Origin of the sequence: Micromonospora coxensis (assembly GCF_900090295.1) — a bacterium.
GTDB classification, from domain to species: domain Bacteria; phylum Actinomycetota; class Actinomycetes; order Mycobacteriales; family Micromonosporaceae; genus Micromonospora; species Micromonospora coxensis.
The window spans coordinates 1,158,181-1,172,466 of record NZ_LT607753.1 but is presented as its reverse complement, the minus strand read 5'-3'; the positions used below and the strand labels follow the sequence as shown (position 1 = coordinate 1,172,466).

General features: G+C 71.2%; 9 protein-coding genes. 7 read left to right on the top strand and 2 right to left on the bottom strand.

The window, feature by feature from the left end:
* Nucleotides 1-137: 137 nt before the first annotated feature.
* Nucleotides 138-2,744: a tetratricopeptide repeat protein gene (locus tag GA0070614_RS05190; RefSeq protein WP_157744939.1), complete on the top strand. Its 2,607-nt coding sequence runs from the start codon at nucleotides 138-140 to the stop codon at nucleotides 2,742-2,744.
* A gap of 1 nt (nucleotide 2,745) precedes the next feature.
* Here GA0070614_RS05190 and GA0070614_RS05185 read toward each other — a convergent pair whose 3' ends face one another.
* Both GA0070614_RS05185 and GA0070614_RS05180 read right to left on the bottom strand, forming a co-directional pair.
* Nucleotides 2,746-2,940: a hypothetical protein gene (locus GA0070614_RS05185; protein WP_231933536.1), complete on the bottom strand. Its 195-nt coding sequence runs from the start codon at nucleotides 2,938-2,940 to the stop codon at nucleotides 2,746-2,748.
* Between the two features lie 31 nt (nucleotides 2,941-2,971).
* The gene (locus tag GA0070614_RS05180; RefSeq protein WP_231933535.1) at nucleotides 2,972-3,250 is read right to left on the bottom strand and encodes a DivIVA domain-containing protein; all 279 of its coding nucleotides are present in this window, start codon (nucleotides 3,248-3,250) and stop codon (nucleotides 2,972-2,974) included.
* A 291-nt stretch (nucleotides 3,251-3,541) separates the two neighbouring features.
* Between GA0070614_RS05180 and GA0070614_RS05175 the strand changes: the two genes are divergently transcribed.
* The 6 genes from GA0070614_RS05175 (at nucleotide 3,542) to GA0070614_RS05150 (ending at nucleotide 14,284) form a co-directional block, all read left to right on the top strand.
* Entirely contained in the window at nucleotides 3,542-3,781 is a 240-nt protein-coding gene (locus tag GA0070614_RS05175; protein ID WP_088974885.1) for a winged helix-turn-helix domain-containing protein, read from the top strand.
* A 52-nt stretch (nucleotides 3,782-3,833) separates the two neighbouring features.
* The gene (locus tag GA0070614_RS05170) at nucleotides 3,834-4,766 is read left to right on the top strand and encodes an HNH endonuclease (protein WP_088974884.1); all 933 of its coding nucleotides are present in this window, start codon (nucleotides 3,834-3,836) and stop codon (nucleotides 4,764-4,766) included.
* Between the two features lie 65 nt (nucleotides 4,767-4,831).
* The gene (locus tag GA0070614_RS05165) at nucleotides 4,832-5,197 is read left to right on the top strand and encodes a nuclear transport factor 2 family protein (RefSeq protein WP_088974883.1); all 366 of its coding nucleotides are present in this window, start codon (nucleotides 4,832-4,834) and stop codon (nucleotides 5,195-5,197) included.
* A gap of 117 nt (nucleotides 5,198-5,314) precedes the next feature.
* The gene (locus GA0070614_RS05160) at nucleotides 5,315-6,142 is read left to right on the top strand and encodes a lipase family protein (protein WP_088974882.1); all 828 of its coding nucleotides are present in this window, start codon (nucleotides 5,315-5,317) and stop codon (nucleotides 6,140-6,142) included.
* A complete protein-coding gene (locus tag GA0070614_RS05155) occupies nucleotides 6,117-9,158 on the top strand; it encodes a WD40 repeat domain-containing protein (RefSeq protein ID WP_088974881.1) in 3,042 nt (1,013 codons plus the stop codon). The genes GA0070614_RS05160 and GA0070614_RS05155 overlap by 26 nt, the downstream gene beginning before the upstream one ends.
* Nucleotides 9,159-9,292: 134 nt before the next feature.
* Nucleotides 9,293-14,284 (top strand): hypothetical protein, encoded by a 4,992-nt coding sequence (locus tag GA0070614_RS05150; protein ID WP_088974880.1) that lies wholly within the window; start codon nucleotides 9,293-9,295, stop codon nucleotides 14,282-14,284.
* The last annotated feature ends 2 nt before the right edge of the window (nucleotides 14,285-14,286 follow it).

The following is a 14,286-nucleotide window of genomic DNA, read 5'->3' as shown; positions in this document are numbered from 1 at the left end:
CCTGTCGAGGCGTGGGCGGTGTCGGTGTGCGATCGGAAGACGGAATGTGGGAGGCTGCACAGGGTAGGCGTGCGACCCGTCAGTGGGCCGAACCGACGTTGAACGGCTTTTCCTTCCTGCGGGGGCGCAGGGTCCCCATGGATCCGGCGCTGTTGCCGGTGCCTCATCGGCTTCGGTGGGCCTTGATCACGACAGCGGTCGCGGTTGTGCTGCTGTTCTGCCTCTGGACGCTGGGTGAGCCGCCGCAACGGATTGCGGCCTTCGACCAATCGTTACTGGCATGGCTGCCATACCGGCTCATGACCGGGCTGTCCGCCGTGGTGACGACCGGGAAGGGCGCCGGGCTGCCGGCTCGGCTTACGGTGCTGTCGCTGTTCGTGCTGTTGTTCTTCACCTGCCGTAGCTGGTGCCGCGCCTGTGTCGCGGCTGCGCCGGGCCCGGTCGACGTGTGCGACTTCGAGGACGGCGGCAGCGCGGTGGACGCCCCGAGGGTCGCACTACGTAGCCTGCTCGCCAAGCAGCTCTCGGAGACTCGGCTGTACCCGCCGTCCACCGGTCGGGCGCCGGCGAACCCTACGGTTTTTCTGGATGTGGCAGCGGGACAGGCGGCCCCGACGAACTGGATGAGCGCTGTCTCCACTGCCCTCGGCTTGGCAATGAACAGTTGGCCGCAAGCTGCCTACCGGGTCAACGTGACAGTACTCAAGCGAGACCAGCGGCCCGAGTTCGGGATGACGGTGACAGTGACCTCGCTCGCGCTGGGTGGTCGCAGTGCGATGACGACGCTGTGGGGGCGGAGCTGGGAGGACGTCACGTGTCATGTCGGCTACTGGGTGATGGCGGCCATCCTGCCCGTGACCAGGCAGGTACGGCTTCCACCATGGCGTCTGTGGCGTGGTCGCGTCCTGCCGTGGGGACTCTTTCAGGCGTACAACGAGGGCCGGCGCCACCATGATGAGCGCCAGTTCGACCTGGCGCTGTGGCAGTACGGGGAGGTGCTCCGGGCGGACCCGTACAACATCGAGGTGCGCTTGTTGGTCGCAGACGTGCTCGAACAACTTGGCCTGTACCTCGAGGCGCTCGACATCTACAGCGGGGCGCGACACTGCATTGACGAGGGACGCGGGGGATGTGCGACGACGTCTAGGGGGTGGTTCCGGGAGAAGCTGGAGAGGTTCTCGAACCGGATTTGGCACCGATGGAATGAACGACCAGGCCTGAAGCTGCGCTACCGCTACGCGAACACGCTGGCGGCTACGGAATGGAGCGCCCACGAGTGGCTCGTCGACGATGCCAAGGGGGAGCGAGCCGAGGTCCGTGAGCAGATGAAGGAGCGTCTGCGGGCAAGCCTTGCCGAGCGCTTCACGCACTACGTCCAGTTGCCGAACGGGGAGTCGATCGACCGGGACTTCGCTTCGGCGCTCGACGGTCGGAGCGAGAGGGACAAACGGCTGTTGGAGGTGCTCTTCAGGCTGATGGCGATGCGTGAGCTCCAGGATCTCTTCGACGAGCTGCCGGTCGGGAAGCGCGTTCGTCGTCTGGGAAGGAGCAGGGGTGGCGAGTTGACCGGTCGGTCGCTGCTCATCTTGCGGGACGTGTGGGCGCCGCTGCGGGTGAGTGAGGCGCTGAGTCGATATCTGGCGGCTCCTGTCGAGCGTTCGTCCGTACCGCCCCAGGTGGCGCAACGCTTGATATCGGGGTTGCTCGGCTGTGGTCCGCAGGTCGCGACACCTTGGACGCCGTCGGTCCTTGGTGAGGTGCTCCAACTCGAGATTTCGTGGAGGCCCGAAATGATCGACGCGGCGATCAACCAAGCGTCGGGTGGCCGTGTCCGCCAGTTGCTGGCACCGATGACATACGCGGACCATTACCACGCGGCCTGTGCGTACAGCATTGCGTTGAAATGGAGTCCCCAGGGCTCGGAAAGCCGCACCCAACTGGCCCGGAAGGCAGTTTGGCATCTCCGAGCAGCGCTGGCCTCGGTGGAGAGTGGCGTGGCCGCGCGAGTGAGGGACTGGGTGCTGGCCGGGGACCTGGACCTTACCGAGCTCCGATCCTGCCCTGAGTTCCAGCACTTCGAACGCGACCTGTTCCCCCGTCCCGGCCCGGTACCCGCCCGTCCCGCCGTCTCCTTTCATGTGTGCAGTCGCGCCTATGCCCGGCAGTTGATCCTGGACGCGGCACAGCTGCTCGAACAGCAGTGGCACGAGAACTGGAGTCGCGGCGGGGACGTCCACGACATCGCCGAGTGGCTCCGCGGAGACGTGGACCTGTGGGAGGCGTTGCACCAGATCACGGACGATCGCGCCTGGTACTGGCGGGACCGTGCCAGGTTCATCCGGCTGGTGCAGGACACCGTCGACCCGATGGCGGTGGCCGGCGCCGGCTTCCCCCCGCCGTATCCGCGCTATGAGGAGGTGAACCTGTCGCTCGACGGGTCGGGGACGGCGGAGGCGACAGCCTCCGCGTCACCGACTGACCTGTCCGACACCACCGCTTTCGTCATCGACCAAATGCTCCAGTGTCTGGTCGGATACCTCGCCGAGCGGGCGGCCTCGATGGGACGGGTCGGGACGGCAAGGGCGCAGAGTCGGGACCATCGCGGGATCCTGCCGAGCCTGCGGGAACTTCATGATCTCTGCACGGTCCGGGCGTCTGAGTGGCAGCGGGTGGCGGAGCATCTCCAGCGTTTTCCGATAGACATCGAACGACCGCCTCAGCCTGAGGAGCGGCTCCGCCCCTGAATCACGGCGCCGCAGTGGTACGCAGACCTGCATGGCGAACGTAGATCTCCCGCTTGGCGATCGCCCGGTCCCGCCGGTCGAGCACGTACCCGGTCAGCCAGAGCCAGCCCGGGTACGGCTCGTCCGCGCCGACCGACACCACCCGCAGCCGCAGCGCCCGGTTCCCGGCGAACTGCACCGAGGCCGCCCCGTCCACGATCAGCAGGTCGCCGGGGAGGGCCGCTCGTTCACCAGTGCCCGGAGTTCGGTGCGCGGCACTCGCGGGCGTGCAGGGGCCGCCAGTCGCGCAGGGCCTGCTTGGTCCGGCCGTTCTCCTGGGCGAGTTCGCGTACCTGCCGGTGCAGGTCGGCCAGCTCGTCGGCGACCTGTGCCTGGAACTGGCGTACCTGGTCGGGGTCGACGCCGCGCCAGCGCGGCGCGAACGTGCGGGTGCGTACCTCGTGCGGGGTCGTCCGGGCCGGGCGGCCGGTCCCGTAGAGCCGGCCTGAGCGATACACCTGAGCCACGTCGGTCCTCTCCTGAGCGTCGGTGTGCCGTGCGCTGCCTGGAAGGCGGGCCGCGCGCGACCCGCCGGCCCCACCGCCGCAGCCTGGGATCAGCGGTACGACAGCGGAGCGGTCCGGTGGGTCGGGACGGGCACGCGCACCCGCCCCGACCAGGGGGACGCCTCTGCTCCTTGTTGCCACGCAAGGGGAGGGGCAGGAAGAAACTTAGCTGTCTCAGTGGGCTAAGTCAAACATAGAGTTGTTGACGGGTCTCCTTGCGTGATCGAATTGGCATGCCACGCAGGGGGAGTCATGCCGATCACCGCCGACTACATCCGTATCGCCGACGAGATCGTCGCCGACATCAGAGCCAAGAGGCTCAAGCCGGGCGACAAGCTGCCCTCGATCGCCCAGTTGGCCGCGACGCACAAGGTCAGCCCGTCGACCGTGAAGCAGACCTACGTGCGCCTCGAAGCGCTCCGGGTGATCTGGCGTCATCAAGGCAAGGGCATCTTCGTCAACGATCCGAAGCTCTGGATGCGCGAGCCCTGAACCGTCCGTTCGGTGGTGCCGTGGTGATCACCTCTGGTGCAGGCTGGCCGATGTGAAGGCTTTTGTCGGGGTCACCGACGAGAAGTGGTACCGGTTCCTCGCCGCCCGCCCGGACCTGACAGAGGTCAACTTCTGGCGCCCGTCCGGCGGCGGTTTCCGCGCCCTGACGCCCGGTGAACCCTTCCTCTTCAAGGCCCACCACCCGCTGAATCGGGTGGTCGGTGGAGGCTTCTTCAGCGGCTTCACCCAGCTGCGGATCTCCGAGGCCTGGGAGTTGTTCGGCGAGGCGAACGGCGTCGCCAGCCTCGCGGCGATGCGCGACAGCGTCGGGCGGTACCGTCGCGCGCCGATCGGGCCCGATGAGGATCCCGTGATCGGCTGCATCTTCGTCCGGGACACGGTGTTCTTCCCGGACGAGTCGACCGTCGACCCACCTCCCGGCTTCGCGTCCAACGTGGTGCAGGGCAAGACCTACGACCTGGCCGACCCGGCCGTCACCCGGTACTTCGAACTGCTGTTGCACCGACTGATCGGCGCCACCGTCGAGATCGACCTCAGCGAGCCGTGGCATCGCCCTGGTCCGGTCTACGGCGACCCACGCCTGGTGCCGCAGCGTCTCGGCCAGCAGTCCTTCAAGGCCGTCGTGCTCGGTGCCTACGGTCGACGGTGCGCCATCACCGGGAACAAGGTGCGACCGGTGCTCCAGGCTGCGCATATCCGACCGTTGCCCGAGGGTGGAGAGCACCGACTCGACAATGGCTTGCTGTTGAAGTCGGACGTGCACATCCTGTTCGACCGGGGTTATCTGGGCGTCGACCCGAAATACCGTCTGCTGGTCAGTCCGCGGTTGCGAAGCGAGTTCGGAAACGGCGACCAGTTCTACGCCAGGGCCGGTACGCCGATCGCGGTGCCGGCGCGCCGCGCGGATCGACCCCACGCCGAATTCCTCGAATGGCACCTCGACACGGTTTTCAAAGCGGCCTGACCGGTCCACCGACTATCGTTTCTGCAGGTCAGGTGAGGGCGTCGACGGCGAGGGGCGATCGGGTCATGACAGCGCAGCTGCGGGCACGGTCGGCCGCGGACGTCTTCGACGAACACCTGCGGCTGGCCGCGGAGGGCCGCTTCGCCGAGGACATCGATCGCAACGTCTCACCGACCTGCCTCGTGCTGGATCGACGTGGCGTGTTCCGGGGCCACGAAGGGGTGACGTTGCTGGCGCGCTGGCTCGGCGAGGAGCTGCCGGCGGCGCGCTTCACGTACCGCACCCGGATCGTCGAGGACCGCATCGCGTTCCTGGAATGGACCGCCGAGGCCGATGGCGCCCGGGTCCGCGACGGCGCCGACTCCTTCGTCATCGAGGACGGCTGGATCGTCGCGCAGACCATCCACTACACCGTCGAGTCGACCCGCTGACCCGGCCCCGGCCGGTCGGACGGGTGCGGACAGACCGGTCACCGCCGCACCGTCGGACGCGCTGCTCCGTCCGGTTCCCGTCACTCGGAGCATCGCCGCACTGCCTACTCTGGACCCGTGGCGGAGATCGTGGGTGTGCACGGCATCATGTGGAACTGGCAGTCCCGGGCACAGATGTCCGAGCTGTGGGGCGCGGCGATCCGCAGCGGCCTGCACAATCGACGACACCCCCGGGCGGCCGAGGTCGCCTTCGCTCCGGCCTTCTACGGCGATCTCTACAACGACGGCAAGGGCGCCGGGCCGCAGTACCACCTCGACGACCTCGACGACGGCTTCGAGACCGAGCTGTTCTGGGCGCTGCACGACGCGGTGGCGGCCGAGCAGACGGAGGCGACCGAACCGACGAAGGTCTACCTGCCGCAGGGCGTCCAGGCCGCCCTGGCGGTGCTGCAACGGACGACCTTCTTCGGCACGGCGACCACCAGCCTCATCGTCCGCTTCGTCAAACAGGTCCACCGCTACCTCGACGACACCGACCTGCGGTGGCGGGTCCAGCAGGAGGTGGCCGCCGCCGTCGACGAGGACACCAGGGTCCTGGTCGGCCACTCGCTGGGCAGCATCGTGGCCTACGAGGCGCTGCGGAACAATCCGGACTGGCCGGTGCGGACACTGGTCACCCTCGGCTCGCCGCTGGGGCTGAGGGCCGTCGTCGACCGGCTGGTGCCGCCCGTCGGACCCGGTGACGGCTGGCCGGGCAGCGTCGCCGGCTGGGTGAACATCGCCGCCCGGCAGGACGCGGTGGCGATGGTCAAGACGCTCTCCGAGGTGTACGACCACCGCGTCGACGACCGGCTGTGCGCGAATCCGCGGCTGCGAGCGCACGACGTGACCTGGTACCTGAAGAACGCGCACTGCGCCGATGTCCTCGCCGCCGCCCTCGACTGAGCCGGAGCGGTACTTCCTGCTGGCCGGGACGAAGTCGTACCCGGAGGGCGGGGAGTTCGCCGAACTCGTCCACGTGCCCGACGAGCTCCGGGTGATGCGGCGTACGCTCACCGGCCTCGGCCTGACGGAGCTGTTCCCGGACGTGCCGGACGACGACAGGGACAGCGACTGGCTGCGCTGGACACTCAACGAGTGGCTGGCCGCGCGGAAGCGGGAGCGCGACGGCGAGGAACAGCCGCCACCGTTGCGCCTGCTGGTCTACTACACCGGGCACGGGTACGTCCGCACCATCGACGACACCTGGCACCTGCCCGGCAGGGAGGGCAACCCCCTGCACGTCGCCAGGACGATGGTCCCTGCCGCCGATCTCCTGATGCCGGCCCTGACGTTTCCCGTGCTCGACGAGTTCGTCCTCATCCTCGACGCCTGCTACGCCCAGCACGGGGTGACGGAGGCGGTCGGCAAGCTGAGCGATGTCACCCAACGCGAGGCGACCCGGGTGAACTTCTGCGTGGTCTCGGCCGCATCCCGTAACGAGGTCGCGAAGCAGCTCGCCTTCGCCGACGCGTTCGCCCACGTCGTCGGGGACGGTCGGCAGACCGACGAGTACCTCGTCGTGGAGGACCTGATGGCGGCGGTCAACCTCCGCCTGCCGGCGGGGCAGGAGGCGCGGCCGATCACCCAGCGGGTGGTGCCCAGCCGGATGTTGCCGAATCCCCGTCACCTGCCACTGGACGCGCCGCTCTGGCTGGACGCGTCCTGGCGCGGGGTCGCGCGCGGGGTCGAGGACCGGGACGAGAAGGGCTGGTTCTTCACCGGCCGCCGGTCGGCCATGGCGCTGCTGACCGCGCACCTGAGCGGTCCCCACGGCGGGCCGATGGTGGTCACCGGGCCTCGCGGCTGTGGCAAGTCCGCCCTGCTCGGCTGGGCCGCGGTCACCGGCGACCGGCGGATGCGGGAGCGTCTGCCCCGGCCGCTGCGCAGGTCCGTCGGCGTCGCGCCGGGCCTGGTCTCCGCCGCGCTGCGGATCCGGTACCACCACCCGGTCGCCGACGCCGCCCGGGAGATCAGCGCACAGCTCTACGGCGGCCTGCGCCTCGCCCCCGCCGAGCTGATCGCCCGCCTGGCGGACGATCCCGGGTGCCACGGCATCCTCGTCGACCTCACCCACGAGTCGGCGGCCGATGCCCACGAACTCGGGGGACTGCTGGCCGACCTGGCGAAGCTGCCCTCGGTGCGCCTGGTGGCGGCCGTGCGCGGCGGCGACCCGTTCGGCGTCCGGCCGGACGCGGTGCTGCTGCGGCTGGACCAGTTGCCGGACACGTCGACGGACCTCCGCGTCTATCTGCGGCAGCGGCTCGTCCGTGCCCCCGGGTCGCCGTACGCGCAGGGGCCGGACGGCCGGCGGGAGGCCGAGAACCTCGCCCACCAGCTCGCCCCCCTGTGTCGGACGAGCTTCCGGGCGGCGGCCCGCGCCGCTCGGGAACTGTGCGGCGGTGGCACGCTGTCCGGGGCGCGGACGGCGATCGCCGCCGTCCTGCACAGCGACCTCCTGCACACCCTGCGGGACCTGCGGCGCGACGACCGCTGGGCGGCGGATCTGGTGGCCCCGCTGGACGCGTTGCCCGACGAGCCGGTGCCGGAGGCGTTCTGGCCGTCGTTGGCCAGCGGTCTCGCGGGCAGGGACCGGACCGCGCAGGACGTGGCGGACGCGGTCGACGCGGTGGCCGGCCTGCTGACCCGCACCGGCTCGGAGACGGGCACGTCGGCCTGGCGTCTTCCGGTGTCGCCGCCGGCGTCGCCGGCCCGGGTGCCGGTCGAACGGGTCGTCGCGGTCCTGCGCGACCTCGTCCCCGCCACGCCGGAGGGGCCGGACTGGTCGACGGCCGACCCGTTCCTGGTCCGCGCCGTCCTGCGATGCCTACCCCGCGCCGGCACGGTCCGGCCCTATCTGCTGAACCACGGTTTCCTGCTCGCCGCCCTGCCCGCGCCGACGGATCCGGCGCTCGCCGCCGCCGACATCCACGACGTGGCGGAGGGGTTGCGCGCCGTCTGCGCGGCCCTGCGCGCCCGGCCGAGGGTGACGGGGAACAGAGGTTTCCTGCTGTCCCTGCTCGCCCGGCGACACGGTGTGGCCGAACTCGTCGAGGACACGTCACCCGAGGCGCGGTGGCGGCCCGACGCGGCACGCACCGTGGAAGGCGCCCCGATGTACCGGGTGAGCGTGACCGACGGCCTGGCGGCGACCGCCCACGACGACGGTGTGGTGCGGCTCTGGCGGGTGCCGGACCTGGCGCCGGTGGGCGAGCTGCCCGCGCCGGCGGACCGGGCGGTGCCGTCCGCCCTGGCCCTCACGGTACGGCGGGGGACGCCGGTCGTGGCGATCGCCCGATCCGACGGTGGCGTCGACGTCTGGGATCCCACCGAGGGGCGGGTGGATCAGGTACGACCACCGGACGGAAGGGTGCTGGACAGCGTCTCCTGGACCGGCGACGGCCGGATCGTGCTGCCCGCCGACAGCGGCTGGACGGTGCTGGACCCGGTCGAGGGTGACGTCCGCCCCCACCCGCTCGGCGGGGGACCCACCCGCGCGGTGCGGATGAGTGGCGGACGGGCGGCCGTCGCGACCGTGCGGGGACGCATCCAGGTGGTGGACGTCAGCCCGGACGGCGCCCCGGTTCGGGCGGGCACCCCGATCCTCTCCGGCACGGTGCACGCGCTGTCGATGTCCCCCGCCGGGACGGTCGTCGCCTGGATCGGCGCTCGGGGTGACGTGGCGGTGCACCGGCTACGTGCCACCGTCGGGCTGCCGAGCCGTACCCCGGCGATGAGCGTCGCCGCCGCCGACCGGTTCGTCGCGATCGCCGGCGACCGGTGGCTGCGGGTGTACGACGTGGATCTGGGCGAGGTGACGGAGCTGCCCTGGGACGACGCCCCGACCGGCGTGGGGGCCGTCGGGGACCTGCTCGTCGTGCAGTCGGCCTCGACGTTGACCGTGCTGTCGCATATCCGATGAAGGCGATCTGACGACGGATCGACGATTAGGCTGACGGCTCACGATCACCAGCGTCGAGTATGGACGCCATGCCTGTCGGGTGGTCTCTCGTCCGGTCGAGGGTGCGTCCTCCGAGGGGGAGATGCGCCGTGTCCATGCCGGAGCCAGGACCGCGGGAGCTTGTCGTCGGCGCTCTGCTGGCGCTCGACCAGATCCGGCGCGGCGGCGGGGACCCGCACCGGATCGGTGCGGTGCTCGGGCAGCTCGACGCCGACGTCGTCGACACGCTGGTCCGCAGCGTGGCACACGATGGCGCGGCGAACCTCGGATACGGCTTCACCGCCGACGACCTGGACGCGGTGAAGTGGCTCTGTGACGCCGTCACCTCCACCGATGTGGACCCGGGGCTGGCCGAGGTGCTGGACGTCCCCGCCTTCGACCGGCTCTGCGCGCTCGTCGAGGTGCTGGACGGCGGCCCCCGGCCGTGGGTCGACGGCGCCGGCGACGCCGCGTACCGGGACGACCTGCGTCGACGCGAGCGGCGACTGGAGGTCACCGTCGCCCGTCCGGCCCGCAACGGTCACCTGCTGCTGGGGCTGTCGCCGGTCCCGACGGCGACAGCCACGACGAACGGCGAGGGCGGGCCGGCCCCCGACACGAACGCACCGGTGCAGAGGTCGTCCCCCGGTCGGGGCCACGGCCCTCAGCAGGGCTGGCAGCCGCTGACCGCGACGTCCCGGTCGGCCCTGTCCGCAGCCGCCGAGGCCGTCGGCCTGCTCCTCGAGGAGTTGGAGTTCGCCACCCGTCCGGCGCCGACCCGGTACGGGGTGCCGGGCTGCCTGCCGCCGACCACGATCGAGGACGCGACCCTGGCCCTGCCGGCGGCCCTGTGGCTCCTGGGCGAGCTGGTCGGAATGCCCCGGCGCCGGGTGGTGGCGGCCGGGGCGTGGGAGGGCGGGCAGTTCGTGCCGATGGACGAGGACGAGGCCGCCTCCCGGCTGGCCGCGCTGCGTGTCGACGGTCGCCACGACGCCCTGCTCGTGCCGGCCGGCGGAGGATGGCGGCTGCTGCGGGTCGACGGCGGCGGCGAGTCGCTCCCGGACGACCGGCGCGACGTCGACGGCGCGGCGCGCGTGCTGTGGGGGGATGACTGGGAGAATTGGGCCGGCCGCTGCCGCCGCGCCCTGCTGGAGCGGCGGGACTGCTATCTGCGGGACTGGAGCCGGCCGGTCCGGGAGCCGGTGCCCGAGGCCCCCATGGGGCAGGTCGACGAGATCCTGAGCGTGCTGCGCAACCGGCCGGTGGCCACTGTCGTCCTGGGCGGGCCGGCGTCCAGCGGCAAGACCGTGATCGCCGGCCAGGTGGCCCGCCGGCTCGCCGCCCCCGACGCACCGGCCCCGCGGTGGACGGTCGCCATGATGAGCGTGAACGCCACGTGGTTGCCGGAGACCGACGAACTGGTGGCGCTGGGCCGGCACGCGTTGGCACTGGCCGAGGCCGGCGCCGGCCCCCGGCTGCTGATCCTCGACGACCTGCTGCCGGTGGGTGAGGGCGACGTCGACCGGATCCTGCCCGAGGTGGCCGAGCAGCTCGACGCCTCGGTCCTCGCGGTGCTGCGCTACGAGCCGCACAGCCTGAGGGACTGGGAGACCGACACGGTGGCGGTGGTCACCGCGCCCGGTGGGGTGGAGGCGAGCCGCCTCTTCGCCCTCACCCTGGTCGCCCAGACGCCGGAACTGGCCGGCGTCGACTCGGCGACCGTACGCAGCCTGGCCGAGCGGTACCCCAACGACGCCCGGGCCCTCACCGCAGCCCTCGCGGACGCGGCCGGCGGTCGCAGCGTGCAGCAGGCCGAGGCGGAGTTCCGCAACCTGTTCGGTCGCCTCGGTGACGGTGGCCGGGACCAGGTGGCGGGCATGGCGGCACGGTCGCTGCTGCGCAGTGAGACCCATGAGCGACACCTGCAGGGTCTCACCCCGCAGGAGCTGATCGCGCTGGGCGCGGAGCGGGGATACCGGCGGGGACACTGGCGCTTCAGCAGCTACCAGCGGTGTCGGCAGGTCCTGCGGGAGTACGGGCGTGACGACCAGCCGGGGGCACACCCGGACCAGTCCATCGACCCGGTCCTGATCGAGCTGGGCGGCCGGGAGCTGGTCAACGCCCTGCGGGTGGCCGACCCGTCCCAGCGTGACGTCCTGTCCCTGCTGCGCGGTGCCCGGCTCGGCTCCGAGGCGGTGTGCGACGGCATCATCGCCGCCGCCAAGCGGGTGGACGGCTTCGCCACCTGGATGTCCAACGTCGACGTCGCAGAACGCGCCGCGCTGCTCCGACTCGTCGACGGCGCGCTCGGTGACGACCTGCTGCCGCGACTGCTGAAGCAGTTCGCGGACACCCTGCCGGACAGCTCCCGCGCCATGACCCCGGCCGGTCTGGCCGATGTCCTCTACGTGCTGGCCCGACGTCGGGACCTGATCGAGGACGCGGCGTTCGACCGCTGCGCCGAGTGGGTGGCCGAAGCCTTCGCCGCGCAGCTCGACCGGGCGATCGGCCCGCGCAACCGGACCGACCTCTTCCGCATCGAGTACCGGATGGTGCGACTGCACCACGACGTGACGAACACGGTCCTGCGGGAGCGGGGCAGCGAGATCCTGCGCGGGCTGTCCCGCAACCGGGTGCTGGACTACATCACGGTGCGCCGGGTGGACAAGCTGATCCGGCAGGCCACCGGCGATGGCGTGTGGGCCGCTCCGGTGGACAACGAGCCCGACGTGCAGGACCTGCTGGACAGCGTCCCGCCGGCGAACCGTGGCGTGGCTCTGCAACTCGCGTGGCTGACCCTGCGGATGCACTTCGGCCGGGAGGACACCGACTGGCGTGCGGTGATCAGGACGCACGAGGAACGCATCCGCAAGTCCATGCGGTCCAGCAAGGCCCGGGAACTCCGGCTCGCCCTCGGCGAGCTGTACGACTACAACCCGCAGTTCTGCACCATGCTGCTCAACGAGTTCCGGCACTTCGACTCGGCGGTACGGAACCTGCTGCTGGTCGACGCGCTGCCGACGGAGGCGGCCGACCTGCTCAACACGGTCCTGCGGATCCACGGCATGACGGCGTTCCGGGTCATCACCACCGACCGGGACTCCACCGCGCACAAGACCCTCGCCCAGCACCTGGCGTCCCGGGTGACCCAGGCGCGCGACGGCAAGGGCGCCGGGATGCTGCTCTCGGTGACCCAGGCGATCGACGACCAATACCGCTTCACCGGGGCGTCCTTCGCCCATCTCCTGGCCGGCTTCCTCGGCCGGCAGTGGGTGCTCGACCAGGTGGCCAACGATCCCCGCACCTCGACGAAGTACTACCTGATCAAGGGCGTCTGGCAGGCCGGCATCGACTACCGGGAAGAGATCATGGAGGCGGCCGTCGAGGCCGTCGCCAACGAGATCAACAAGTCGCTGCGCTCCTGGGGGCCGCAACTGGCGGTCATGCTCGGCGAGGACCGTGAGCTGGGTGAGGTGGCCATGCGGGAGCTGTCCGCCCGGGTTTCCCACCAGCGGCTGCTGCACGCCATGCGCAACGCCCCGACGCCGGACGCGCAGGTGCACTTCCACCGGTTGGGTCGGGCCCTGTACCCGGGCATCGCGGGCGAGTACCTGCGGCACTTCGACCCCGGGAACCTCCACTCGCGCCTGCTGTCCTTCTCACCGGACGCCACGGTGCAGTGGTGCCTGGCCACCGCGCAGACGCTCACCCTGGCCGGTCTCTCCGACGCCGGTCATCAGGTGCTCGACGCCGTCGAAGGGCGGATGGGCGGCGTCGGCTGGGGCAAGCGCCTGCGGCGCAGCGCCACCCCGGGCCAGACGGCGTCCGTGCTCCGCGTTCTGGAGCGTCTGCACCCCGAACGCGCGAAGGCCGTGCTCGACGAGGTCAGTCGGCCGGTCACGGACCGCAGCGGGAGACGGAACACCCCGCTGGAACGCCAGGTCGGATTCGCGATGTTCAACCACCAGCTCGACGCGGCCGACCTGATGGCGGCGGTCGAGCGGGTGAGCCCGGACGCGGGGCGCCGACTGCTCGAGACGGTGAGCGGCCATTCGCACCGCTGGCGGGTCTTCACCACCGAACTCGAACACCTCCAGGACCCGGCCAGCCTGTTCGCCGCCGTGCGGCACCTGGCCCGGGTGGGCCTGCTGCCGGGGCGGACGTACAGCAGTTGGACCGAGAAGGTCTTCTCCCGCTGGTCGAAGACGGCGCACCTGATCGCCGGGCCGCGTCGGGTCGCCGATCTGCTCCGGGTGTTCCTGCTGTGGGGCCGGGACGACTGGAGCCGCGCCATCGCCGGCGAGATCTCGGTCGACCGGCTCGCCGGGCGACTCGGCTACGGGCGGCGGGACGACCTGGTGGCGGTGCCGCGCCTGATCAACGCGTTCGACCTCGCCGACCACGGCGACGACGCGGCGGAGGTCGTCGACGCGGTCGGCCGCCTCACGCCGGCGGACGTCGTCGCGGCCACCGGCCTGGACGTCTCCTACGACCTGGTGACGGCGGTCGACCGGCACGACCCCGATCTGGCCTGGGACCTCGCGGAGGCATCGGTACGGGACCTGCCCGGCGAACTGGCGCGCACCATGGTCCTCGACGAGCAGCGTCGGTGGACGACCATCGGGTGGGTCGGTTGGCTGGCGCGAGCGCGCGGGGTGGAGCTGGCGCTGCCCCGGAAGCAGACGCTGACCGTGAATCTCACCGTGCCGCATCACGCCGCCTGGGCGATGGCCCACCTCCCGGCGGACGTGCCGTGGGTGCGTACCGGCCAACGGCAGAGCATCGACGCGGTGAGTGCCCGGCGCCCGGCCACTCCGACCGAGCTGTTCTTCAGCCTCGCGGCCGCGTCCGCCCAGGACGTGCCACTGGACCGCGTCCTGCCCGACGAGGACCAGGTGGCGGAACTGCTGCCCCAGGTCTCCTTCACCCGGATACGCGCGCTGCAGGCGATGTCCATGAGGCATGCGGGGCTGCGTGACCTGCTGGTCGCGCATCGGGAGGCGGTGGTGCGGACCACCACCGTGCCGGAGGGACGGCTCAGCGTGCACGCCCGGGACGTCCGCCAGTGGTACGCCAGGGTGCCCGCGAACACGCCGCAGGCCGGTTGACG